The organism is Bacteroides zhangwenhongii (assembly GCF_009193325.2).
GTDB lineage: Bacteria > Bacteroidota > Bacteroidia > Bacteroidales > Bacteroidaceae > Bacteroides > Bacteroides zhangwenhongii.
In genome coordinates, this window is sequence record NZ_CP059856.1 from 3,923,796 (window position 1) to 3,948,921 (window position 25,126).

Consider the following 25,126-nt stretch of genomic DNA (forward strand, 5'->3'; position numbering starts at 1 on the left):
CATTTTAAAAGTTAATGTTAAGTCCTACATTATACGTTCTCATAATTGGGAACGCTCCTGCCTGTGCACTATTCTTCACCATTGCGGCACGACTTCCGGAACGTGCTTCCGGGTTTACCCCCCGATAGTTGCTTGACATCAGATAAAGCAGATTCTGCCCCGTAGCATACACACGCAACCCAGAAAGTCCCATTTTGCGCAACATCTTTTTCGGAAAAGTATATCCGACAGTCACATCACGCAATGCCATAAACCCGGCATCTTCAATCAGATAATCAGTAAGGAAGTGAGAGATACCGAAATCACGGTACGGCACTTTCCCATTTCCCGGATGTTCCTCACTCAACCATCTTCCGGACATATACTTTGGTGAACGGTCATTAAATTCATTATAATTTCCGTTGGCGTTGAACACCTTTCCGCCCACTTGTCCTTGAATGACAAATGACAAATCAAAATCTTTATATTTCAAAGAGTTAGTCATCCCCCAAATAAAATCAGGATAAGGAGAGCCTAAAGGCACGCGATCGTCATCATTGATTACACCATCTCCATTAGTATTGGCTACGCGCAATCCTCCCGGACGGTCAGACACATGATGCGGGTTGTTGTTTATTTCTTCCTGCGTCTTCCATACACCAACCGTTTTGTATCCATAAAACTGAATCAACGGTTCACCCACTCTCGCAATATAATACTGTTTGTAGTTCCCCGCAGTAATCTGTTCTGCCGGTCCGCCTAAATCGAGTAAACGGTTGCGCGTCACAGATACATTAAATGAAGTATTCCATTTGAATTTACGACCGTTGAAATTATATGTAGTCAGCTCCACTTCAAAACCCTTGTTTCTCAATTTTCCTTCATTAGTCCATGCCTTATTGTATCCGGAAACACTGTTAACCGTTTTCTCGTAAAGCAAACTTTTAGTAATCGCATAATAATAATCGAATGTAATACCAATACGATTTTTGAAAAGCGCAATATCCAATCCGAGATTGTATTCTCCGGTCTGCTCCCATTGCAATGCTGAATTACCTAATGTTTTAGAATTATTGGCAAAGCCCACTATGACGGAACCACTTCCGGCACCCAGCACATAAGGAGCAGGATCGAGCAGATTGGTATTCGCATAATTAACGATGGCATTCGTTCCTGTGATACCGTAACTACCTCTAATCTTCAACTGATTCAGCCAAGGAACGTTTGCCTTGATGAAAGGCTCTTCTGAAACCCGCCAGCCACCTGATACGGAAGGGAACCATCCCCAGCGATTATCTTTACCGAACTTTGAACTACCATCCGTACGAATAGTAGCCGAGAACAGATAACGGTCTTTCAACGCATAGTTTATACGGCCGAAATAAGATACCATCGCATCATCACTTTTCCATGTTCCGGTACGTAAAGAAGTACCTTCATACTGATCTATTCGTCCGGCAGCACTCAATGAATAGATATCATCCGTCATAAAATCAAACCCGAGAATACCTGCCTTTGTGGTCGTATTCAGATAGACAGAAGCACCCAACAAAGCATCAATAGAATGTATCTTCTTAATTTTTGTGCTATAATTCAACGTATTTTCCGAAGATAAACGAACAGTCTTATTATTGGAATAATATCCACGACTAGGATCCGAATCATTCACCGCACCTTCTTTCCGGTAAACAGTCGACTCAGAATAATTCAAATTGTAACTATTGGAAGAACGGAATTTTAATCCTTTCAGCAACTTAATCTCAATATATCCCTGCAACTGCATACGATATTGCTCGGACGGTTGTGAGATACTTTCCAATGTGCCAAGGGGATTATTGTTGTTCGAGTTCCAAGGAGTAGCCCTCAAATCCGTAACCTCTTCTCCTGTCTGCGGATTGATGCCGGAATAAAGCATATTGCTAAAATGCGCACCTTTAGTATACTCGCCTACCTTTCTACCGGTAAGTGCCGCCGTGTATTCGTTGTGGCGTGCAGGCATCCACGATGGAGTACGCACAAATCCCATATAATTAGCTCCCGGACGTTCCGACTCCGTGTAAGTAGGGGCTATATTCACTCCTACCGTTACTCGCTTGGAAAGATCAGCATCAATACGCGCCCTGAAGTTATAACGTTGAAAGTAGTTCTTTTTCAACATACCTTTATCATCCGTATAAGCTCCGGACACGAAATATCGCAACCCTTTAGCTCCGCCACTAACGGAAAAATCGGCACTGAAAAAGAACGGATTACTGCGGAATGCTTCATCCTGCCAGTTTACATCACTGTTCTCCGCAATAATATACTGAGCAATGTCACCGGAAGAAAGAGATTGTCCGGTCAACTCATAATCTGCTATCCGTTGCTGTATATACTCTTTTGCATCCAACATCGGATAACGTTTGTATTCTTCCCTCATACCCCATTTCAATTTCAAGGAGTATTTGGGTTTGTTTGCCGTACCGCTCTTAGTAGTAATCATAATAACGCCATTTGCCGCACGCGAACCATAGATAGCAGCAGAAGCTGCATCCTTCAGAATCTCAATACTCCTTACATCACTCGGATTGATAGCGTCAATGCCGTCATCCATCGGGAAACCGTCTACGACAACCAACGGAGCACTGCTTGCACTAAATGAAGAAGTACCACGCACCATAATATCCGGTTCCGCTCCTACTTCTGAAGTAAGATTCAGAATCTGAACACCGGCAGCTTTACCCATCAGCGCCTGGTCCAAACGGGAGACGGGCATATCTTCAATGCCTTCCGTATTTACTTTAGTAATACCTCCGGTCAAATGGGATTTTTGTTGTACGCCATAACCCACAACGACTACCTCGTCGAGTTGTTGCAAGTCCTCATGCAACACCACGCGAATATTCTTTTTATTCTTCACAGAAACCGTTTGTGTTGAAAACCCAACATAAGAAAACTTCAAAGTAGTCTTATTAGCAGGCATACTGATGGAAAAATGACCATCTATGTCGGTGACAGCACCGGAAGAAGCACCGACCACAAAAACCGATACGCCGACTAACGGATCGTTATTGCTATCGACAACCGTACCCTTCACCGTCACCGATTGCTGAACACCTTCACTTCCCGGCGAAGAAGCTAAGGCGGAAGTTCCAAATATAAATACCATTAATATAGTACTTATTAGAAAGATAGGAATTCTTTTCATATTACAATGTTTTTCATATAAATGTTTGCGGAGAATCAAATCAATCCCTTCTTGGCCAGAGAAAGTTTTGCTTCATTCTTCCAGTTACAAAAATAGGGAATAGTCCATTGACGTGATTTATAGAATCTTCCAAAGAGTTGTAGAGAAGGTTCCACGCTTGCAATATTCCTCCCAATTCTTGTAAAAATAGCCCAGAGATGGGTATACAGCGTAAAATAAGCCTATTAGCAAAGACTATTCCCCATTTTTTTATTATTTTTGCTTCATCGTAATTAGGCACCCCAAATATAATTCATTTATGAAAAAGCTACTATGTATTTTAGTCGTTTCTATACTTTCGCAAGTCATTTTTGCGGCTCCAAGATATCATTTCTCCAATTTATCCGTCAAAGACGGGCTATCGCAGTTGAACGTCACCTGCATATACCAAGACAAACAGGGATATATGTGGTTCGGCACACGCAACGGGCTGAATAAATTCAATGGGAACTCTTTCGAGATCTTCTGGAATCACGCCGACGACCCTCATAGTATCAGCAGTAACACTATTGCCTGCATCACCGAAGATGCAGAAGCCAACTTATGGATCGGTACGGAAAACGGCTTAAACAAACTCGATAAAAGCAGGAATAGTTTCAAACGGTACTACCTTACGCACAAGGCCGGTTCAATGAACAATAAAATCCTATCGCTTTACCTTGATAAAGAGAATATATTATGGGTAGGAACTCTTTCAGGTCTCTTCATATACGAACCCGAATCGGACAATCTGAAAGCGGTTCCCATTAAAGAGTTGGTTGATAATTCCATCAGTGCCATTCTGGAAAAGGACAACGAACTGTATCTCGCTTCCAGCAGAAACGGACTCCTGATTTACGATAAACAGAAAAAACGGGTAGCCCGTTCTTTCCGGACGGATTCCAAAATCCTGCCCATCAGTTCCAATTACCTCAAGGATATCTATATCGACAAGAAAGATAATATATGGCTGGGGACTTATAAGGACGGTGTATGCGTCATTAAACACGATTTGTCGGAAATAGTGCATTATAATACCTCAAACGGATTATCCAACAATAATATCCGTTGTATCAAAGAATCTCCTTCGGGCGAAATGTGGATAGGGACTTTCGACGGACTCAACATCGTCAATCCGGTGACAAGCCGAATCTTGACATACAAATATGGCGAACAGGGAACACTGACCCATCACTCTGTGTATAGTATCCTTTTCGACAGAATGCAGACCATCTGGATCGGGACTTATGCCGGAGGAGCCGACTATTACAATCCTTACGGACATCTGTTTGACTTTTATAATCCGGGAGTTGCCTTAAATACCAATCCTGGTATCTTAGGTCCATCCATTGAATACAACGGAACACTGTATATCAGCTCCGAAGGTGGCGGTTTAATTGCTTTCGATCTGGAACAACAGACTTTCCAGCAATATAAGTTACCACAACATACCGGAACTTCCCCCCAAAGTATATTCAAAACCATCTATTTGGACGGAAACCGTATCTTATGTGGAACCGGTCAGGGAGAAGTGTACGAATTCAACCTGCATTCCCAGCAATTCTCCTTATTTTATCAGACAACAGACCGCAGGCCTATCTATCACATCAGCCGAAGCCGGTCGGGACATATTATTATCGGTGGTATCAGCATGGGCGAGGGGCTTGTATTTCTCTCCAATGACGGAACACATACCATACAAACCGAGTTTCCGGTCAAAGGTAAGGGCAACGTCCATTTTTCACACGTGATCTGCGTCTGCGAAGTGGATAACGATGTTTACCTTATCGGAACGAAAAGCGACGGGCTATTCTGCTATGACAAAATCAACCGTACGCTCATTGCTTACGACCGCACAAACGGACTGGCAGCAACATCTATCAGCAGCATTCTGAAAGACCGTTCGGGAAGGATTTGGATTAGCAGCGTCGACGGAGGACTAAGCGAGCTCTCTCTTTCCACCGGGAAATTCACTACCTACAACGAAAATAACGGCCTGTTGAACAACCAGGTGTGCAAAGTGGTGGAAGGAAATGACAATACATTGTGGCTCACTACCTTGAATGGGATTTCTAACCTTGATCTCCGTACGCGGAACATCATCAATTACGGACAGGAAAGCGGCATACAGGTACAGGAATTCTCACCTTGCGCAGGTATCCGCCTTTCGGACAACCGGATATTCTTTGCAGGCAACAATGGTTTTACGCTCTTCAATCCAAGTGATATAATCACTAACCCTAATATTCCCCCCATCATTCTGGATAAACTGTACATCAACAACACTTTGATACAACCGAACGATAAGGCGGGTATTCTCAAAGAAAGTATTTCCACCCAGAAAAAGATTGTACTGAAATATAATCAGACGAATATAATGATTGAATATTGTGCGCTGAATTATATCTTTAACAATAAAAACCAATATGCTTATAAGCTGGATGGATTCGATTCCGATTGGAATGAAGTAGGAAGCCGCCGTACTGCCTATTACACCAACATTCCGGCAGGCACTTATCATTTCGTGGTGAAAGGCTCCAATAATGACGGTATCTGGAATGAACAAGGAACAGCTCTGGAGATTATCGTCCTGCCGCCATTATGGAAAACTTGGTGGGCTTATTTGTTTTACAGCACTATTGCCATCGCCTTGATTGCCTTTATCATCCGCTACTTTACCGAGAAAAGACGTTTACAGAATAATATCCGATTGAAACAAATGGAAGCGGAAGTACACGAGGAATATTACCAGGAACGTAATCGTCTTTTCACCAACTTTTCTCATGAGCTTCGCACACCGCTGACATTGATTATCGCTCCTCTGGAAGAATTTGTCAAACGTACGGATCTGGCTGAAGATATCCATTATAAGATTCAGTTGATGCTACGCAATGCCCAACGCCTGTTGCGCATTGTCAATAATCTGATGGACTTGCAGAAGAATGAAAGCGGAACAATGAAACTGCAAGTTTCGGAGAATGACATCGTTAAGTTCACCCATGAAGCAGTAGCTTCCTTCCAGGATCTGGCATTATATCGGAACATCCATCTGAAATTCAAGCATTCCGTTGACCGGCAACCGCTGTGGTTCGACTGGAATATGTTGGAGAAAGTGTATTTCAACTTCCTCTCCAACGCTTTCAAGAATGTGCCGGACGGCGGCTCCGTACTGGTAGAGATGGACATAAAACCTCTTTCCGAACTGAGTATTTTTGTACCCGCCAAGTTGAATAGATATAAGAATGATGAAATAAGATATCTCACCGTATCTATTCAAGATAACGGTGTAGGCATCGCTCCCGATGAATTGGAAAAGATTTTCCGTCCTTTCTACCAAGTAGCGCAGAACGAACATTCCAAATCGGGAACAGGCATCGGACTGAGCTTGAGCAAAGCGATCATAGAAATGCATCATGGAATAGTATGGGCGGAAAACGCAATCGGTTCAGGAGCGATTTTCAGGTTTGTTCTACCCATTGATAAGAGCTGTTTTGCTCCCGAAGCAATTGTAGAATCCACTGATAATGCGTCTGTATCATTCAATGTGGAACTTCCTGACACAGCTTTCGAACCAGAGAATTCGGGAAAGAAGCAATCGACTATTCTTGTGGTAGAAGATAATCGCGACCTGAACAATTACATCTGTTCCTGCCTCGCGGATAAATACAATGTAGTGGGTGTCACCAACGGTGAGGACGCCCTTTCCAAAGCCGTCAACCTGCTTCCTAACCTGATCATCACCGACTTGATGATGCCCAAGATGAATGGCATCGAACTTATCCAAAGACTGAAGAAAGATATGAATACCAGTCATATTCCTATTATTATGGTAACTGCCAAAACCGGTACGGATGATATCAAGGAAGGGTATGCCGCAGGAGCTGATGAGTACATCACAAAGCCTTTTGATGCCTCTATTCTGAAAATAAGAGTGGATAATCTTATTCAAAGTCGCGAGAAGTTGAAAGACCTTTACAGCAAGAACTTCTCCCTCGAATCGCTGGGCGTAGATGTAACTTCCGTCGACGAGAAATTCATGCAAAAGTTATATGCCACTCTGCAACAGAACATTTCCAATTCCGATCTGAATCTTGATGCGTTCTGTAAAGAGCTTGGACTGAGTAAATCAAACCTTTATCGCAAAATCAAGCAGATCACCGGTTACTCACCAAATGAGTTCATCCGCAATTTCCGACTGGAAACTGCCGCGAAAATGCTAAAAGAGACCGATATGACGATTACGGAAGTATATTGCGCCGTTGGCTATAATAGCTTGGCGTATTTCTCGAATTGTTTCAAGGCGTTGTACGGAATGTCACCTACTGAGTTCAAGAATAAGCAGGAAGGGAAATAAATTCATAACCGGTATGGAAATGAACTAATCTTAGTTTTCCTAAAACCTAATTGGTAGTATGCAATGATTTAATACTCGTTATACATAACTTTATTCGTCTGACTATAGTTGAACTTTCGTCTGACAACGGTTATTCTTTCGTCTAACTATAGTCAGACGAAAAAGAAACCGTTGTCAGACGAATAAAATCATGCATCATCAACCATAAATTCATGAAGCATTAAAAATAATCTTATAACATTACTACTCTCTATTCTTTCATCATGATTACATTATCCGGAACAGAAAAGCCAATAGGTTGACGCTCAGCATCAGTGATAGATTCGTCACCTTCAGTCTCATACCAAATACCAAGTGCCTCATTCAGCTTCCAATGGATCTTTGTAGGAGATAATAGATGGATATACCCGCCACTAATACCCTTGCCGCCAAAATGTTTTTTACGTTGGTCATAAAACCAGACACTTACATAATTGGGATCAATCTCATTTAAAGTATACGAATGATTAGAAGCCCATATATACAGATTATCAGGACGAGGTTCTTTCGAAGAATCCCAGTACACAGGAAGTTCACCCCAATAATTTTCTATTATTTTTCCTTTTACGGAAAGATAATAGCCGCCATAAAGTCCGTTATATATGTCAGACCTCCCGATTTTCTGCCCTTTTTGTAATCTTATCTTAAAAATAGTATCGCTATTTTAATAAACCCAAGTACCGACATAAGCATCCAGATTCTTTGTTGGAGATACGCTTTTTTGTGGTTGCGACTTCTCCTCGCATTTTTCCATCATTTCGTAATAAGTTTCCTCATAGCAATGGTCTCTCTTACTACCACTACGAGCCATCAGTTCTTTCGTATTCTCATCAATGGGGGTTATCTTGCCCACAATCTTACCGTCCCGATACTTCCAGCCGTTTATCATACTACCGTTCAACTTAAAGAACATCACTCTGCCGTCAAATTTCTTGTCGCGATAAAGGTAAGTATTACGATTTATCCGCTTCTTTTTCAGATACTTGTAGGAACCGACAAATATCGAAACAAAGCTGCGCACCTGTCCGGTCTCCAAGTTCTTCAAGATAACCAGATGAGTCGAGTTGCGAAGTTTATTCTTCGCATGCAATTCGTCAAAATGAAGGCGGGTCTCCTCATCAACAATCATATGCCGGGCCTGAGTCAGGATAGGCATCTGAACTACCTCATAACGTCCACGGTTACTCTCGGTGGCATGCGACCACTTGGGTTTAATGAATGCAGGCATATCATCATTGCCGCCGAAACGTGTATTGAAACAAACCACCGAATCATAATGCGACTCATACCATTGCCGGGCTACGGAAACGGTCAACTGCTTGTTATGTTTACGGGATTCACGATGATCTACCGACCGAACTCCCCACTTCTCTCCACCATAGCAGACAGACAAGCTGCCGATGCCCAACAATGCCAATGATGCAAACAATAAATATTTGCGCTTACTTACTTTCATAAGTTACCAAATTTATAAATTAAACTTTAGATTGGCTCTCCGCTAAGAATGATAACTGATCGCACAATAATGCAACAAGATATCAATACTATAGCGAAGAGCCAAGGTACTTCGAAGGATTTTTATGATATTGATACTCTCTATTCTTTCATCATGATTACATCATCCGGAACAGAAAAGCCAATAGGCTGACGCTCAGCATCAGTGATAGATTCGTCACCTTCAGTCTCATACCAAATACCAAGTGCCTCATTCAGCTTCCAATGAATCTTTGTAGGAGATAATAGATGGATATACCCGCCACTAATACCCTTGCCGCCAAAATGTTTTTTACGTTGGTCATAAAACCAGACACTTACATAATTGGGATCAATCTCATTTAAAGTATACGAATGATTAGAAGCCCATATATACAGATTATCAGGACGAGGTTCTTTCGAAAAATCCCAGTACACAGGAAGTTCACCCCAATAATTTTCTATTATTTTTCCTTTTACGGAAAGATAATAGCCACCATGAAGTCCGTTGTATATTGCAGACCTACCGACTTCTTGTCCTTTTTGTAATCTTACCTTAAAAATAGTATCGTTATTTTGATAAACCCAAGTACCGACATAAGCATCCAGATTCTTTGTTGGAAGTACGCTTTTTTGTCCCATAAGGCTACCAGTCGTAACAACTAACAGTAATAAAATAATTTTTATTGTTTTCATAATACATTTATTTACAGTCTTTATCAATCAATTTATTGTTCTCATCCAAATCTTTGGCAATCCAGTTCTCGAAATTATCATCAATATGTTCATCTTGCATGGGACGAAACATTACAGATAGCCCTGCCTTATGCTTCGTAAAGAAAGACATAACTTGCTGTATTTTAATCTCAAATCCAGAGACTATTTCTCCATTATCAATTCTAGTATTCCACTCATCATCAAACTCCTTATTACGAACTTTTTCTGCAAAAGTAGTGAAATCTTTAGGAGAAGAAATCATGATACTCAAACAGCCATAATAAGAAACTACTCCATAAGTAAAATCATCTGATTTGATATGCCCCTGTTGATAACGAAGAGATAAGGCTTTCAGGTCACCCAAAGAAGGAATCGTTGCCCCTCCTCCAGGATGAGAATGATACCATTCTTTAAATTCATGACCTGCCACCTGAGCATTGGTATATTTCACACTTCCCATATCAGTGAATGTGGGATGTATTATTACACCTTTAGATGTATAAATAAAACCTTGTTCCGTGTTACCTGCTTTATGCGGATACGTTTTCTTATAAATTTCATTGATTCGAGATACTAATCCGGTATCTAAAGATAATTCTTGAGCTCTATCACAAGGTTTGGGAATAGAATCATTATGACCTGAACAATTGATTTTACCACAAATAGGACATGTTACATCCGGCTCAACTCCGCCTCCGAATTCCTCATCCTCTACCCAAACATCCTCACAAACCTGTGTGTAAATAGGTTTATCTACCTTTTGACAAGTAACCACCGTCTCAACTCCCCAAAGCCCGAACTCCTCATCGTAGTAAGGCTGTGCCTCTTCCTCACATTCCTCTACCTCTTCATAGTAGGTTTCCGTATAGCACTGCTCTTCCCAATAACCACCACTACGAGTCATCAGAATCTTCGCATCCTCGTCAATTGGCATTATTTTGCCCACAATCTTACCGTCACGATACTTCCAGCCGTTTATCATACTACCGTTCAGCTTGAAGAACAAGACTTTGCCATCGAAATCCTTCTCACGATAAAGATAAGTATTACGGCTCATACGCTTCGTCTTCTTCAGATAATCATAGGAACCCACAAAAACAGAAATGAAACTACGCACATGACCGGTCTTCAAGTCCTTCATGATGACCAAATGAGTAGAGTTGCGAAGTTTCTTCTGCGCACGCAACTCGTCAAAATGAAGACGGGTCTCCTCGTCAACAATCATGCGCCCAGTCCTCTCCGTCATAGCAGGCATAGAAGCCAATGCTTAGCAACGCCAATAATGCAAACAGTAAATGTTTGCGCTTACTTTTTCTCATAAGCATTTGATTTTTTAGTAAAACAATTATTTCTTTCTTGAATAATTACTCTAAAAAAGGATGTTGCAAAGACTTAATATTAGTCCAGCTTCTTTGGGAACATCCTCTTAAACATTAGCGTTTATCTTTTCACAAAATCCATATAGACTGATTTCAGTCGCCATTTACTTCTCTTTTTCTTGAAAAATGCCCTAACATAAACAGTAGAATACCGATTGGAGGAAAAATTCTTGGCGACCAACTTAGCTGTTCTTTTCCTTATATTCATTTCATGAATCTCTAAAATAAAACAACAATACGTTGTAACTATATCTGCCTTATCCAAAATACGAGATTCCAAACAAGAAAGGTCCTTGGTAAAACGATTTCCAACAAGATATTTTATCTCCATATTATCCATAAACTCGTTTATTATTTGGCACTTACAAGATTTTGTATCTTGTGAAAAAGAATCTATGTTTATAGATACCAAAAAGATGATAAACAAAAAAAGAGAATTCATAATTATTTCCTTAATGATATTATTATTTCCGACAACAAACAAATAGCTATAAACCAAACGGCAATCCCTGACAATATACTGACTGCCCATCTAAAACATTTAGTACGTAATGATAGCATCTTTCTTACAAGAAAGTACCATATACAAAATATAATGTATGACAGACACAATAAATTCATTAAAATAAACTCTGACAGAATAGAATTCTTTAAAATATTACGACCAATACTTGGAATAATCAATTCTACCATAAAAATACAAAAAACAATCAACCCTATAGTTGATAATATACACAAGATTAATAGTTTAGCAATTTTCATACTACTTTAAGATTTTAGGCTCTCCGCCACAAATAATATCCAATTGCACAATAATGCAACAAGATATCAATACTATAGCGAAGAGCCAAGGTACTTCGAAGGATTTTTATGATATTGATACTCTCTATTCTTTCATCATGATTACATTATCCGGAACAGAAAAGCCAATAGGTTGACGCTCAGCATCAGTGATAGATTCGTCACCTTCAGTCTCATACCAAATACCAAGTGCCTCATTCAGCTTCCAATGGATCTTTGTAGGAGATAATAGATGGATATACCCGCCACTAATACCCTTGCCGCCAAAATGTTTTTTACGTTGGTCATAAAACCAGACACTTACATAATTGGGATCAATCTCATTTAAAGTATACGAATGATTAGAAGCCCATATATACAGATTATCAGGACGAGGTTCTTTCGAAGAATCCCAGTACACAGGAAGTTCACCCCAATAATTTTCTATTATTTTTCCTTTTACGGAAAGATAATAGCCGCCATAAAGTCCGTTATATATGTCAGACCTCCCGATTTTCTGCCCTTTTTGTAATCTTATCTTAAAAATAGTATCGCTATTTTGATAAACCCAAGTACCGACATAAGCATCCAGATTCTTTGTTGGAGATACGCTTTTTTGTCCCATAAGGCTACCAGTCGTAACAACTAACAGTAATAAAATAATTTTTATTGTTTTCATAATACATTTATTTACAGTCTTTATCAATCAATTCATTGTTCTCATTCAAATCTTTGGCAATCCAGTTCTCGAAATTATTATCAATATGTTCATCTTGCATGGGACGAAACATTACAGATAGTCCGCCTTTATACATTCAAGGTCACTTTTTATAATAGTTTTCTTAGTAACCTCGGGAAGCCGATCGAAGTTTTCGGACATAGCATGTATCACCGAATCATATTTCCCATATCTGACAAAACGCATTTCAGAAATGGGAAGATGAGAAAAAACAACTTCATAAAGTGAATCTGTTTTCCGGAAATGGTCGTAATAGGCAGCATTCGGAATGATTTCTTCTTTACTTTGATGATACTGCATATTGGCAATCAGGAAACATGCCGCCTCAAATTCCTGCATATCCTTCTGCCTGAAATGATTGAGTACGCGTTCCAACTCATTACGATTATCACCGGACAACGCCAATACTTCTTCTACTTCTCTCGGATAGGGACGGCAGGACATGACAATTATCAGTATACCCGCCAAAAAGAGTGTCTGTTTCATGCTTTCAAGTATTAAATACAAGGTTCTAATTGTTGATTGCACGAAAGTATGTGACTTATAGAACAATGAATTACAGATATAAGCCAGATAATTGTAAAAATATGTTTTGATTGAATTTTACAATTAAAGGATGTCATATCTTTAAATGAACTTTACAATCTACATTGAAAGATAAAGCATAGATAATAGATATAAGTAAAAGGCTGCAAACTCTATCAAGTTTGCAGCCTTTTACACATCAAACAATACTGCCTACATTTCTATAAATTCCGAATGTCATAAGTCCCGCCCGCTTTTGTGGCAAAACTGATGAGATGTTCTCCCAGAACCTTTACTTTCACTTTCCGTCCGTCTTCCGCATTGACTGCTACCGTTCCTGCATGGTTACATTTCAAAATACATTCGCCGCCACTTCTTGATAAAATCTGCATACGGGTGATTTGCTTGTTGCTCCACTTCACGGAACAAACAAAGTTCCCACGAGCCACCAGCCCCTTATAAGAGCCGCTTGACCATGCATCCGGCAAGGCCGGAAGAGGTTCGATATATCCTTCGTGACTTTGAAGAAGCATTTCCGCCACTCCGGCTGTTGCCCCGAAATTACCATCTATCTGGAAAGGCGGATGCACATCCCATAAATTCTCCAGTATGCCGGTTTTCAACAATTGCTGATACAATTTAAAAGCCCTGTTTCCATCCTTCGTACGAGCCCATAGGTTCAACCGGTGTGCCATTGCCCAACCTGTCGATTTATCTCCACGATTGTCCAACGTGACAATGGAAGCCTTCATCCATTCAAGAGTAGTACCATTGATAAGAGTTCCCGGATAGAGTGCACATAAGTGGGAGATATGACGATGATGTGGGTCGCCGATATCACTGTACTTCTTTTCTTCCCGATATTCCTTGATTTGTCCGGATTCTCCAATATGGATAGCATCCAATTTGCCGATTTGCTCCTTGACAAGCCGGAGAAACGGGTCTTTGATTTTCAAGATATGTGCAGCCTTCAACACATCATTATGATTCTCGTAAATCATGCTTTGGTCGAACGTGCATCCTTTAGTCTGATAATATTCTCCCTGATGACGCTGTTCGGGCGAAGCGGACGGCTCTGCCAGTAAAAAGCCGTCGGGTGAAAGCCTCAACGTCTTGCTCAAGAATTTCGACATCCCCAAAATGGCGGGATAAGTATGTTCACGCAGGATTTTCTCGTCGCGCGTAAAGTCATAATAATCCCAAAACAGTTTCGTGGTGAATCCGCCCGTTCCCGGTCCGGAGTGTCCGCCGGGACCGGGGATGGCGAACGCATTGGCTCCCGTACCGATAGTCCATCCGTTCTCTTCCGGATCGGCAGCCAAAGCAGAAGGGTTATACTTCTTAAGATAGGCAATGGCCTTTTGATTCGCCTCCTTGCGGAACGCCTCGTTATAATCCACATATGACTCGAACAGTTCCGCAAGGTTTGTATTGAATACCGGCCAATAGTTCATCTGAATGTTGATATTATGCCAATACCCTCCTGACCATGGCGAATAATCGTACTGACTCCATACTCCTTGCAAATTAGGTGGTAACGCCCCCTTCCGCGAGGAAGCAATCAGCAGATAGCGTCCATACTGGAAAAGCAACTCTTCCAGATACCTTTTCTCCTTGCCATTCTTATAATCCAGCAACAACCGGTCGGTGGGAATATTCGACTGTTTATTTGTCAGAGACAGCTCGACGCGGCCATACAACTCTCTATAATCCTTCAGATGCTCCATCCTTAACGCAGCTTCTCCCTTTTGTATAGCTTGTGCGATGCGCCGGGTCACAGCTGCATGAGGATGTTCATTGCCAGTAAACTTATTTTCCGGTGCAAGCGTGAACAAGGTCTCGTTCAACTGGTAAGAAGTCCCGGCAGCAATCAGCAGAACGACACTATCCGCATTGTTCACCTGAATCATCCCGTGGTCTCCGTCTGCATCATTAAAAGCACTCATCATACCACCACTTGGCAACACCTTGATTTGGGCTTCGTACGGAAGACGGAAGAACTGGACTTCCCCAGTCATGGTAATCAAATCGCCTTGCGCAGACACACGTCCCGTCCGCCCGTTCTTCTCGTCATTATATTCACGCAAATAGGGAAGAACCGGCCGAAGAAGAAAAGTCACCTTTCCTGGTTTGTCCGCTTTCAGTTTGACAACAATGACATTACTGGGATAATTGGCGAAATACTCCCGCATATAATTTACACCATCGTACTCGTAACTGACCGTAGAGATAGCATCGTCAAGAGACAGCACACGACGATAGTTCATGGGAACCTGATGATGGATATCCAGGTAAATATCCGCAAAACTGGTAAGGCCTCCCCTGTTATAAGGCCCTTTGTTTCCAAGTGTTTTCTCGGTCAGTTGGATGCGTTCAGTATCCGTACGTCCGAAAACCGACGCTCCCATATATCCGTTTCCGATAGGTAGACTCCAACGCTCCCAATCTTCATCGTAAGGAAAGCCCCTGCTCTTAACACGACTCACAGAACCACTGTTAGGCGCAGGTTCATTATACCATAATACACTTTTCTTACTTTGGTTAGTCTCCACATCGGCAACTCTTTTCGAAGAGTTCTGCGCATATAGAGTGACACCTGCATAATTCATAAAGAATATGCTTATGAATACAATCAATCTCTTCATTATCCTTTTTTATAGACATTATTTAATACAAAGACAATACAACTTTCTGTTTCGGCAGTCCTTTCGCTTTTACTGTCAGCACCACTTTACCTGTGCCCTGATAAGCACTGCGAAGAACCACTAATGCCATTCCGTTATAAGCATTCCGTTCCAATGATTGGAAAGAAGTCAGGTCCGTAGCGTCACCATTATCCGTAGCGACAATTTCTGCCGGACCGGAGACAGAAAACTTCAAATGGTTATTTGCACGGGGAACCATACGGCCTTTAGCGTCTACAACTGTCACACGAATAAATGATAAGTCGGAACCGTCCGCTTTCAATGCGTTTTTTTCCGGAGTGACTTGTATTCTTGCCGGTTTCCCGGTTGTTTCCACCGTTTCCTCCGCCCACCTTTTCCCGTTTTTATAGGCCACCGCTTTCAGTACACCGGGCTCATAGCGCACATCCATCCATCTCAAACGATCGTAAGCATGCGATTTCTCTTTCCGTCCCAAAGACTTTCCATTCAGGAAAAGTTCCACAGTATCTCCAGAAGTATAAACATATACAGGAGTTATTTCACCGATACGATTCTCCCAATTCCAATGGGGCAGGATATGTACCGTAGGCACATCCGGACGCCAATAACTTTTATAACAGTAGTAACGGTCCTTCGGGAAACCACACAAGTCGACAATACCAAAATAAGAACTACGGGAAGGTGACTTGATTTTGCCTAATGCCTCCAATTCCTTTTTAGCTTTCTCCCGGTCTTTCGGATCGCTGAAGTTCAAAAGATTAGTCAGATCTTTATTGTAGGGCGTAGGCTCTCCCAGATAGTCGAATCCTGTCCACACAAACTCTCCGCTCATTGAAGGATATTTTTCAAGCATGACAAATTCATCTTCGGGCATACATCCCCACCCTACGGTTTTCATATCATAAGAAGAAAGCTGGAAATTCGCACGGTTATCACTGGCCCGTGTATTCACAGGAAAGAAATACTCTCCACGCGAGCTGGTGGCGGAAGAAGTCTCGCTGGCATGGTAACGACGTGTCGGATTTTGTTTCAAAAAATCGCCATACACTTTCTGATGATAGTTCTGTCCGAAAACATCCACATGATTCACAATTTCACGATACGCAATATCTCCTCGGTTGCAGCCATAGGAAGTAGGACGTGTAGGATCTTCGTCATGGCTATATGCAGTAAGCTTATGAGCTATTTCCACTCCCGTGTCAGTCGATTGGTCAGGAACCTCATTTCCCAAACTCCACATAATAACGGAAGGATGATTACGGTAATGCCTTACCAGAGAACGCATATCCGCTTCACTCCAATCATCAAACAATACACTATAATCATTTTTACGCTTGCCTTTCCGCCAGGCATCTGCCAATTCCAACTGCATAAGGAATCCCATGCGGTCACACAAAGCGACAAGTTCCGGTGCAGGCGGATTGTGGGATGTACGGATAGCGTTCGCCCCCATTTCTTTCATAATCCGCAACTGCCGCTCAGCCGCAACGATATTGAACGCAGCCCCCAAAGCCCCTAAGTCATGGTGCATACATACTCCTTTTATGGGAACTTTTCTGCCATTCAACATAAACCCGTTTTCTAAAGTAAACTCCGCATTCCGAATCCCAAAAGAAGTCTCATACCTGTCGATCTCTTTTCCACCGACCATAATACGACTGACTGCCACATAACAATCCGGTGCATCAATATCCCATAATTGTGGGTTCTTCACACAGAAGCGTGCAGCAGTCGTTATCTTACTCTTTTTCCTGACAATTATCTCTTCATTCCGAAAATCAGCGACTTCTTTTCCGACAGGTATTCCATCCTTATCCTGCAAATATACACTGGTTTGCACTGCAACACGAACATCCTTATTTGTATGATTCTCCATGCGAACCGACATTTCCATTGTAGCCTTTTCCTTAGTTACATTCACATTGCGCACAAAAGTTCCCCATTGTGACACATGTACCGGAGAAGTCTTTACCAACCATACATTCCGATAAATTCCCCCACCGGGATACCAGCGGGAGGCATCATTCGGATTATCCAGACGAATAGCTAATACATTCCGTTGACCGGCTTTCAGATAAGGAGTCAAATCCAAACGGAATGAGGTATATCCGTAAGGCCACCCACCTACATAATTACCATTACACCAGACAGATGCATAGGACATGGCTCCATCTATGTCCAGATAAATCTGTTTTCCCTTATCTTCCTGCGGCAAATCAATCGTTTTGCGATACCAACGTATTCCCCAATAAGGAAGTTTCCCGGTCGCTCCGTCATAATCAATATTAAAAGGTCCTTCGATAGCCCAGTCATGCGGTAAATTCAATTGTCTCCAATTGCTGTCATCAAAATCCGGTTTCACGTATGCTATCTCATTGCCCGGATTTCCTTTCGGACGTATATGCTTCTTCCCGAAAAGAATGAAATCATTGGCACAAGGAAGCAAGTAAGGCTTCAGACGAGTATAATGCAAAGCGGAATCTACTTCTTGAGGGTCATGCTCCTGATAGCGCCAATCACGATTTATATTAATACGCTCACGTACAGGCAATTCACCGGCATAGCTTATCTGCCACTCTATGAGCAGCAAGCTGATAAAAAATAATATATTCTTCATAGATAAAAATATTTAATTGCTAACATGGTATAAAACGCCCTGCGCCATCGGGCGAATGTCATTCACTTAGATGGCGCAGAGTCAACTTCAACTTTCTTATGTCAAAAACGATAGATTCAAGTATCCTGAATCAGTCTTCTCCCAGATTCTCAAACGACTTGCCATCTTTTATCTTATCGGCAGCCATTTCCTTAGAGTAATAGTCTTTAGAAATTTCCAAATATTTCTTAAAGAGACGTTTTACCGTTTCAATCTCATCGCCCTCAGTAATCGGGGTACGTGCTTTGTTGTATGTAGAGACGAAACTCATCTCCCAGTCTCCCATCTTATTGTAGAGCTCATTTGCGCGGAAAGCTTCACGACCGTAAGCTAACGGCAAACCTTCCTCCTTATATTCCTCGCCACGGTCAAGATAGCCCAACATCTCATCGTAGAACATTTTCCAGCGTTTCAGATAGAAGTTCTCAATCAGCCCGCTCCATTCACGCCAAGAGTAGTCGAAAATACGGGGATCACCGTCACCACCCCAGATAGTAACCAATGAAGTGGCGTCCTTCTCAAACAGATTCTTTTCTTCTTCCGTAGTTCCCCAACTGCGGGCATCAGTCAGCCATTTATCGAAATTGAACTCTTCACGGGTACGGAGCAACACATCCGTATCGTGCATCAGTTCGAGGAAACGGTTACTATGCAACAGGAAGCCTTTACGGTCTTTCTTACGGAAAGCACCCGCAGCGCGTTTGTGCATCACCTGTCCCAGATTAGTCAATATCTGGCGTTGCAAATCGACGAGATCGAAACGGTAAGGTTTGGAAGCTCCCATTTTATCTGCTTCCTCCAGAAGTAATTTCTGGGCTTTCCATAACAATAGTGGTGAATAAGGAATGCCCAATCCTTTATTCGGTCCCGACTTCTTGACATTCAATGCCGGACGGGCTGCAATAATCGAACTGCGCTCCGTTCCATTCGTTCCTTTCTTATAAGGGCCTTCGAGCAAGTATCGCCATGCCTGTGCCGTCTTTTCGGAAGGCGCTCCGTAACGGCGTGCCGCATATCCCGCCAACCACTCTTCAATATTGACTTCCCCTGCATGAAGCGGCATTTCAAACGCCAACTCATAGAAAACCGGATTCTGAATGATAGACTCCATAAACAAACCCGAACCACATACATTGTCCCATTTGCTACGGGAAGTGGCATATTGATTGGAAGCTATCAAGCGCAAATCACCGTGCATATTGATACGTCCGCCAAAATTATGAAGATTGCCCGCCACGACCGGATATCCCCAGACAGGAGCATTCTTGTTATCCTTCTCCTCCTTATGTGTCTTATTACAACGTCCGCCGTTCAAGTCCAAGATGAGCAAATCCGATTTGGGAACAGCTTTCACTATCGGCTCACGTAAACTCCATGACTGCATTGCCCACAAAGCATTTGGGTCGAATGACTTGAAAAGCTGATGAATCGCTTTTCCAACCGCACCTAGATATTCAGGAGTATCAACAGGTGGTTTACCTTCGTGGAAAGGGTCGGCTGCATAAACACCATGTGCTCCGAAGAGTTTTTTCTCCTCTTCCATGAAGTCACGTCCGAAAGATTGGAACAAAGGATCGGTCGGATCGAGTTGGGCAGCTCCCTGAAAACCGCACCAGCCTCCGCGTTTACTGATCTTCGCTTTCGGAAATTTCTGTCGCATCTCGCGGGGAACATAGCCGGAGAAACCTTGCTGAATGGGTTGCATGCCCAATTCTAACTGGCGCTTAATTACCTTTTGTCCCAATTCGACATGAGATTGTATCCATGACAACGGAAGCGGACCGCCATAGCTTTGTATATTCTGCATCCACTGCCATGCGGAATGGGCCGGTCCTGCCAGACAGGCACGGGCTTCTTTGTCTGTAAATCCGTATTTCATCAATGTATTATACCATACAGCCTCCAGTCCGATAGGCGCAAGCGGCATATTGATGGAGTTCATCGCCATATAGTCCAATTCGCGTTCCCAACGTTTCCAATCCCACCAAGGCGCGGTGTAACTGAATGTACAGTAGTTCATGTAAACACGGTACTTTCCATTAATCACGTGCATCCCTTTTTGAGATTCCACAGGAGCGGGAAGTTTTTTAGGCAGATTCAACTGATCGCCAAACCAAGAAACATGCGCGCCACAGGTGTATTTCAAATACTGGTTGTACGCTGTAGCCAGAGAAACAGGATTGTTTCCGCGAAGGATAACCTTTCCTTTTTTTCCACCGATTTCGTACACATCCTGTCCGTCCGTACCCGCAGGAATCTGCTCCAACACAAACTGTTTGCCATAGCCCGGAGTTACCCGTTCTATCAAATCGTAAACGGCACGGATACCGGTATCTTCTTTCTTGAACGCCGTGCTCAGGAAGAAAAGGCCGATAACCAATAAATAGCGGTAAATAGGCAGTACCGCACTGCTTACAGTAGTTCTCATGGTCAAATTATTATTTTGGGAGCTAAAGTACGGCACATTCTCCAAACAAGATTGCAGATATCTGCCAGATTCTTATAAAAAACAACTCATCCGCACACTGACACATATTTATAATCATTACATCATTTTCTTGTACCGAAGAGTGTTTTTCCGCTCTATTTCCACCCGGCTTGTAAAATTACACCATTTATTTGCAAAATAAAGTATTTTCGATGAAATGGCAGTTTTTATAAGTATTAGACTTACCTTTATAATCCATTTTCGTAAAGATGTCGTAGTTTTGACGCAGAAAATTAATCTAAATTTAAACAACGAATAACATTCACACACCATGAAAAAAGTTTTATCAATAGTTTTATTATTACTATTAACAGTAAACGTATTCGCCCAACCGCAACAAAAGAAGTTGAGCCATGACGAGAAAATGGCTTGGTGGCGCGAAGCCAAGTTCGGAATGTTCATACATTGGGGACCTTATTGTCTTTACGGCGGAGTTTATAACGGGTTCAATCAGCGCCGCGGAGGAGCCGAATGGATTATGAACCGCTGCAAGATACCCGTACGCGAATACCGTGCCAAAGCAAGTACTTTCAACCCGACCAAGTTCGATGCCGAAGAAATGGTGCTCACCGCCAAGAATACGGGAATGAAATATATCATCTTCACGACGAAACATCACGATGGGTTCGCCATGTTCAAAAGTAAGGCCAGTAACTTTAATATCGTAGATTACACTCCTTTCAAACGGGACATTGTAGACGAATTGGCAAAAGCCTGCCGCAAGCATGGTTTGAAACTGGGATTCTACTACTCACAAACTCAAGACTGGTGTAATCCCGGTGGAGGTACTATCCGCAAAGAGATGAGAGAGGGATGGGCCAATCCGGATTCGGTTGCCATCGACCAGTTTACCAAAGCCAATCTCGGCGGCTGGGATTGCCTGCAACGTTCCGCTTCCATAGAGGATTATTTCAAAAATGTAGCCTTGCCTCAAATCAAAGAGTTACTTACCAATTACGGTGATGTAGCCGTTATGTGGTGGGACACTCCGCACCGCATCTCCAAAGAAGTCGCACAAAAGATTACCGACGAGCTGGCAAAATATCCGCAGGTCATCACTAACGACCGTCTGAAACGTCCTGATTTCCCGGGTGATTACAAAACTCCGGAAGGACGGATACCGAAGGCCAAAGACATTGAACGTGTAGACTGGGAGACTTGCATGAATATCGGTACTTCCTGGGGATATAAAAGTTGGGAGAACAAATGGAAAGATGCAGAAACCGTTATCCGCAACCTGAATACAATCGCCGCTCGCGGAGGCAACTATCTGCTTAATGTAGGTCCCGACCCTACCGGCACCATTCCCGCTCCCGCTCTAAATTGTCTGAAACAAGTAGGTGACTGGATGAAAGTGAACAGTGAAGCTATTTACGGTACACAACGTAGCGAAGTGTTCCCTAAATGGGGAGAATGCATCCGCAAAGATGAGAAGAAGAATTCCGTATATTATCTGTCCGTATTCAAATGGCCAAAGGACGGCAAACTGATTTTTGAGACTCCGTATAAAGTGAAGAAAGCAACACTGCTTGCTGACCAGTCAACACTGAAATTCAGCAAGACGGATAAGGGTGTCGCAATCAACGTGCCTTCTCAAGCTCCGGACAAGATTGCTACTATCATCAAACTGGAACTCGGTGTGAAACTACCTCCGGTTCAACTAATCTCAAACACAGCGAAAGCCTTCGAAATCTTAGATGAATAAATAGTGAATAGTGGACAAGTAAAGAAATTGTAGACGAAAAATATGAAGGTAAAAAGTCTATTGTTTTCAGGATGGATGTTCTTTTCCGCAGTCGCTGGCTTCGGGAAAGACTACAAACTCTGGTATGACGCACCGGCTACCGTGTGGGAAGAGGCACTTCCTCTCGGTAACGGTCGCATCGGAGCTATGGTTTACGGCAACCCGCTACACGAGATATATCAACTGAACGAAGAAACATTATGGTCGGGATATCCTCAGGATTGCGACAACCCGAAAGCTGCGGAAGTCTTGCCTTCGGTTCGCGAAGCGGTGAATCAGGGTGATTACGTCCGGGCAAGTGCGCTTTGGAAAGCAAATGCGCAGGGCCCTTATACGGCTCGTTACTTGCCAATGGCGAACTTAATGCTATCCCAACCCGCACAAAAACAGCCAAAAAACATATATAGAGATCTGAATATCTCAAATGCCACCGCCACGGTGAAATATGAAGTGGACGGAGTGAGATTCCGCCGCACTTCCTTTATCTCATACCCCGACCAGGTAATGGTTGTCAAACTGGAAGCCGACAAAAAGCAATCCGTTTCTTTGGACGTGCAACTGAACAGCCTGTTACATTACCAGGTCAGAGCAACCGACCGGAATATACTTTTGCTGGACGGAAAGGCTCCCAGTTATGTAGCAAACCGTGACTACGACCCCCGACAAGTCATTTATCACAATCAATTAGGTTTAAAGTTTAAAGTGCAAGTCAAATTGTTGCCGAAAGGAGGTACTTATGCATCCAATGATTCTATCCTCTCTATACGAAATGCGGATGAGGTAGTACTACTCCTATCGGCAGCGACCGACTTTCATCAGCCGAAGATTGAACTTAGTGACTCTAAACGGAGTTATGAGGAACTGATGGACCGGCATACAGCAGACTACCGCCAACTTTTTGACCGCGTAGAACTATCGCTTGGCAAGGGTACGCCTAAAAAGGAAAAGTTACCTACCAACCTGCGAGTAAAACAATTCAGTTCAGCCCCTTCCGACAACGGATTACTGGAACTTTATTATCAGTACGGACGTTACCTGATGATTGCTTCTTCCCGTCCCGGCGGACTCCCCGCCAACTTACAAGGAATCTGGAATCCGCTTGTACAGCCGCCTTGGGGGTCGAACTATACTACGAACATCAATACCGAAATGAATTATTGGCTGACGGAGACAGCTAACTTGCCGGAATGTTTTCTGCCTCTTTCCGATTTCATCCAACGGCTTGCCGTGAACGGTGCCCGGACTGCCAGAATCAACTACGGAATGGAACGTGGCTGGTTGGCCCATCACAATTCGGATGCATGGGCGCAGACAGCCCCTACCGGAGGATATGAAACCGACCCGAAAGGTTCACCGCGATGGTCGTGCTGGCCTATGGCAGGTGTATGGCTCTGTCAACATTTATGGGAGCATTATGCCTTCGGAGGTGACCGGACTTATTTATCACAAACCGCTTATCCGATTATGAAAGGAGCGGCAGAGTTTCTGTTGCAATGGCTGCAAAAAGACCCGCAAACCGGAAAATGGATAACCAATCCTTCCACTTCTCCTGAAAACCGATTCCGCTATACAGACAAGAACGGAGTAACACAAGACGCCGAACTAAGCCGTTCTTCCGGCATGGATCTCGGTCTTACCTGGGATTTGCTGACCAACTGTATTGAGGCTTCCCGCATTCTGAATACGGACATTGCTTTCCGGAAACAATTGGAAGAAGTACGTGCCGATCTCCAGCCGTTACATATCGGTTCCAAAGGACAGTTATTGGAATGGGAAAAAGAGTTTGAGGAAATAGATCCTCAACATCGGCACGTATCCCACCTGTTCGCTCTCCATCCGGGAAAACAGATTATCCCTGAAAAGGATATTGAACTGGCTGATGCCTGCCGCCGTACACTCCAACTACGCGGAGACGGCGGAACAGGATGGGCTATGGCATGGAAAATCAATTTTTGGGCACGCTTGCATGACGGTAATCATGCATTGCTTATGCTACAAAACGGACTTAAATATGTAGACGCCACCCAAGTCAGTATCAAAGGAGGCGGCACATACGCCAACTTATTCGACGCTCACCCACCCTTCCAAATTGACGGTAATTTCGGTGCTACCGCCGGCATTACAGAAATGCTCCTGCAAAGCCACGCAGGATACATCCACCTATTGCCGGCATTACCTGACAACTGGCAGGAAGGCAGTATCCGTGGTATCCGTGCCAGAGGTGGTTTTACAATCGACATGGAATGGAAAAAAGGAAAAATCAGCCGGTTATCCGTCACTTCAAATCTGGGAGGCACCTGCCGTATCCGGGAGGGATTCTCCAAAGAAGAACAGGTGATAGAGACTAAAAAAGGAGAAACCTATTCATTGAAATAAAAAATG

General features: G+C 42.9%; 13 protein-coding genes. 3 read left to right on the forward strand and 10 right to left on the reverse strand.

Annotation, left to right across the window (positions count from 1 at the left end):
• Window positions 1-4: 4 nt before the first annotated feature.
• Entirely contained in the window at window positions 5-3,166 is a 3,162-nt protein-coding gene (locus GD630_RS15720) for a SusC/RagA family TonB-linked outer membrane protein (RefSeq protein ID WP_238482926.1), read from the reverse strand.
• Window positions 3,167-3,464: 298 nt separating this feature from the next.
• On the opposite strand from GD630_RS15720, the gene GD630_RS15725 reads away from it, so the two are divergent.
• The gene (locus GD630_RS15725) at window positions 3,465-7,538 is read left to right on the forward strand and encodes a hybrid sensor histidine kinase/response regulator transcription factor (RefSeq protein ID WP_143868084.1); all 4,074 of its coding nucleotides are present in this window, start codon (window positions 3,465-3,467) and stop codon (window positions 7,536-7,538) included.
• A gap of 250 nt (window positions 7,539-7,788) precedes the next feature.
• Here the strand turns inward: GD630_RS15725 and GD630_RS21395 are convergent, their stop codons facing one another.
• The 9 genes from GD630_RS21395 to GD630_RS15765 all read right to left on the reverse strand — a co-directional run bounded on the left by GD630_RS21395 (window position 7,789) and on the right by GD630_RS15765 (window position 20,940).
• The gene (locus tag GD630_RS21395) at window positions 7,789-8,229 is read right to left on the reverse strand and encodes a DUF6705 family protein (protein ID WP_317168857.1); all 441 of its coding nucleotides are present in this window, start codon (window positions 8,227-8,229) and stop codon (window positions 7,789-7,791) included.
• Window positions 8,230-8,241: 12 nt separating this feature from the next.
• Complete coding sequence (locus GD630_RS21400) at window positions 8,242-9,033, reverse strand: hypothetical protein (protein ID WP_143869346.1); 792 nt, start codon at window positions 9,031-9,033, stop codon at window positions 8,242-8,244.
• A 140-nt stretch (window positions 9,034-9,173) separates the two neighbouring features.
• Window positions 9,174-9,746, reverse strand: coding sequence for a DUF6705 family protein (locus GD630_RS15735; RefSeq protein ID WP_143869344.1), 573 nt, complete (start codon window positions 9,744-9,746; stop codon window positions 9,174-9,176).
• 7 nt (window positions 9,747-9,753) lie between these two features.
• Window positions 9,754-10,992, reverse strand: a complete 1,239-nt coding sequence (locus GD630_RS15740) for a hypothetical protein (protein ID WP_152276113.1) — start codon at window positions 10,990-10,992, stop codon at window positions 9,754-9,756.
• Between the two features lie 1,040 nt (window positions 10,993-12,032).
• Window positions 12,033-12,605 (reverse strand): DUF6705 family protein, encoded by a 573-nt coding sequence (locus tag GD630_RS15745; RefSeq protein WP_182505639.1) that lies wholly within the window; start codon window positions 12,603-12,605, stop codon window positions 12,033-12,035.
• Between the two features lie 111 nt (window positions 12,606-12,716).
• A complete protein-coding gene (locus GD630_RS15750; protein WP_143869260.1) occupies window positions 12,717-13,151 on the reverse strand; it encodes a hypothetical protein in 435 nt (144 codons plus the stop codon).
• A gap of 260 nt (window positions 13,152-13,411) precedes the next feature.
• The gene (locus GD630_RS15755; RefSeq protein ID WP_143869258.1) at window positions 13,412-15,835 is read right to left on the reverse strand and encodes a glycoside hydrolase family 95 protein; all 2,424 of its coding nucleotides are present in this window, start codon (window positions 15,833-15,835) and stop codon (window positions 13,412-13,414) included.
• A gap of 22 nt (window positions 15,836-15,857) precedes the next feature.
• Window positions 15,858-18,473, reverse strand: coding sequence for a beta-galactosidase GalB (galB, locus tag GD630_RS15760; protein ID WP_143869256.1), 2,616 nt, complete (start codon window positions 18,471-18,473; stop codon window positions 15,858-15,860).
• 130 nt (window positions 18,474-18,603) lie between these two features.
• The gene (locus GD630_RS15765) at window positions 18,604-20,940 is read right to left on the reverse strand and encodes an alpha-N-acetylglucosaminidase (RefSeq protein WP_143869254.1); all 2,337 of its coding nucleotides are present in this window, start codon (window positions 20,938-20,940) and stop codon (window positions 18,604-18,606) included.
• Between the two features lie 331 nt (window positions 20,941-21,271).
• On the opposite strand from GD630_RS15765, the gene GD630_RS15770 reads away from it, so the two are divergent.
• Window positions 21,272-22,705 (forward strand): alpha-L-fucosidase, encoded by a 1,434-nt coding sequence (locus GD630_RS15770; RefSeq protein ID WP_143869252.1) that lies wholly within the window; start codon window positions 21,272-21,274, stop codon window positions 22,703-22,705.
• A gap of 42 nt (window positions 22,706-22,747) precedes the next feature.
• Window positions 22,748-25,120, forward strand: coding sequence for a glycosyl hydrolase family 95 catalytic domain-containing protein (locus tag GD630_RS15775; protein ID WP_143869250.1), 2,373 nt, complete (start codon window positions 22,748-22,750; stop codon window positions 25,118-25,120).
• Window positions 25,121-25,126: the final 6 nt, after the last annotated feature.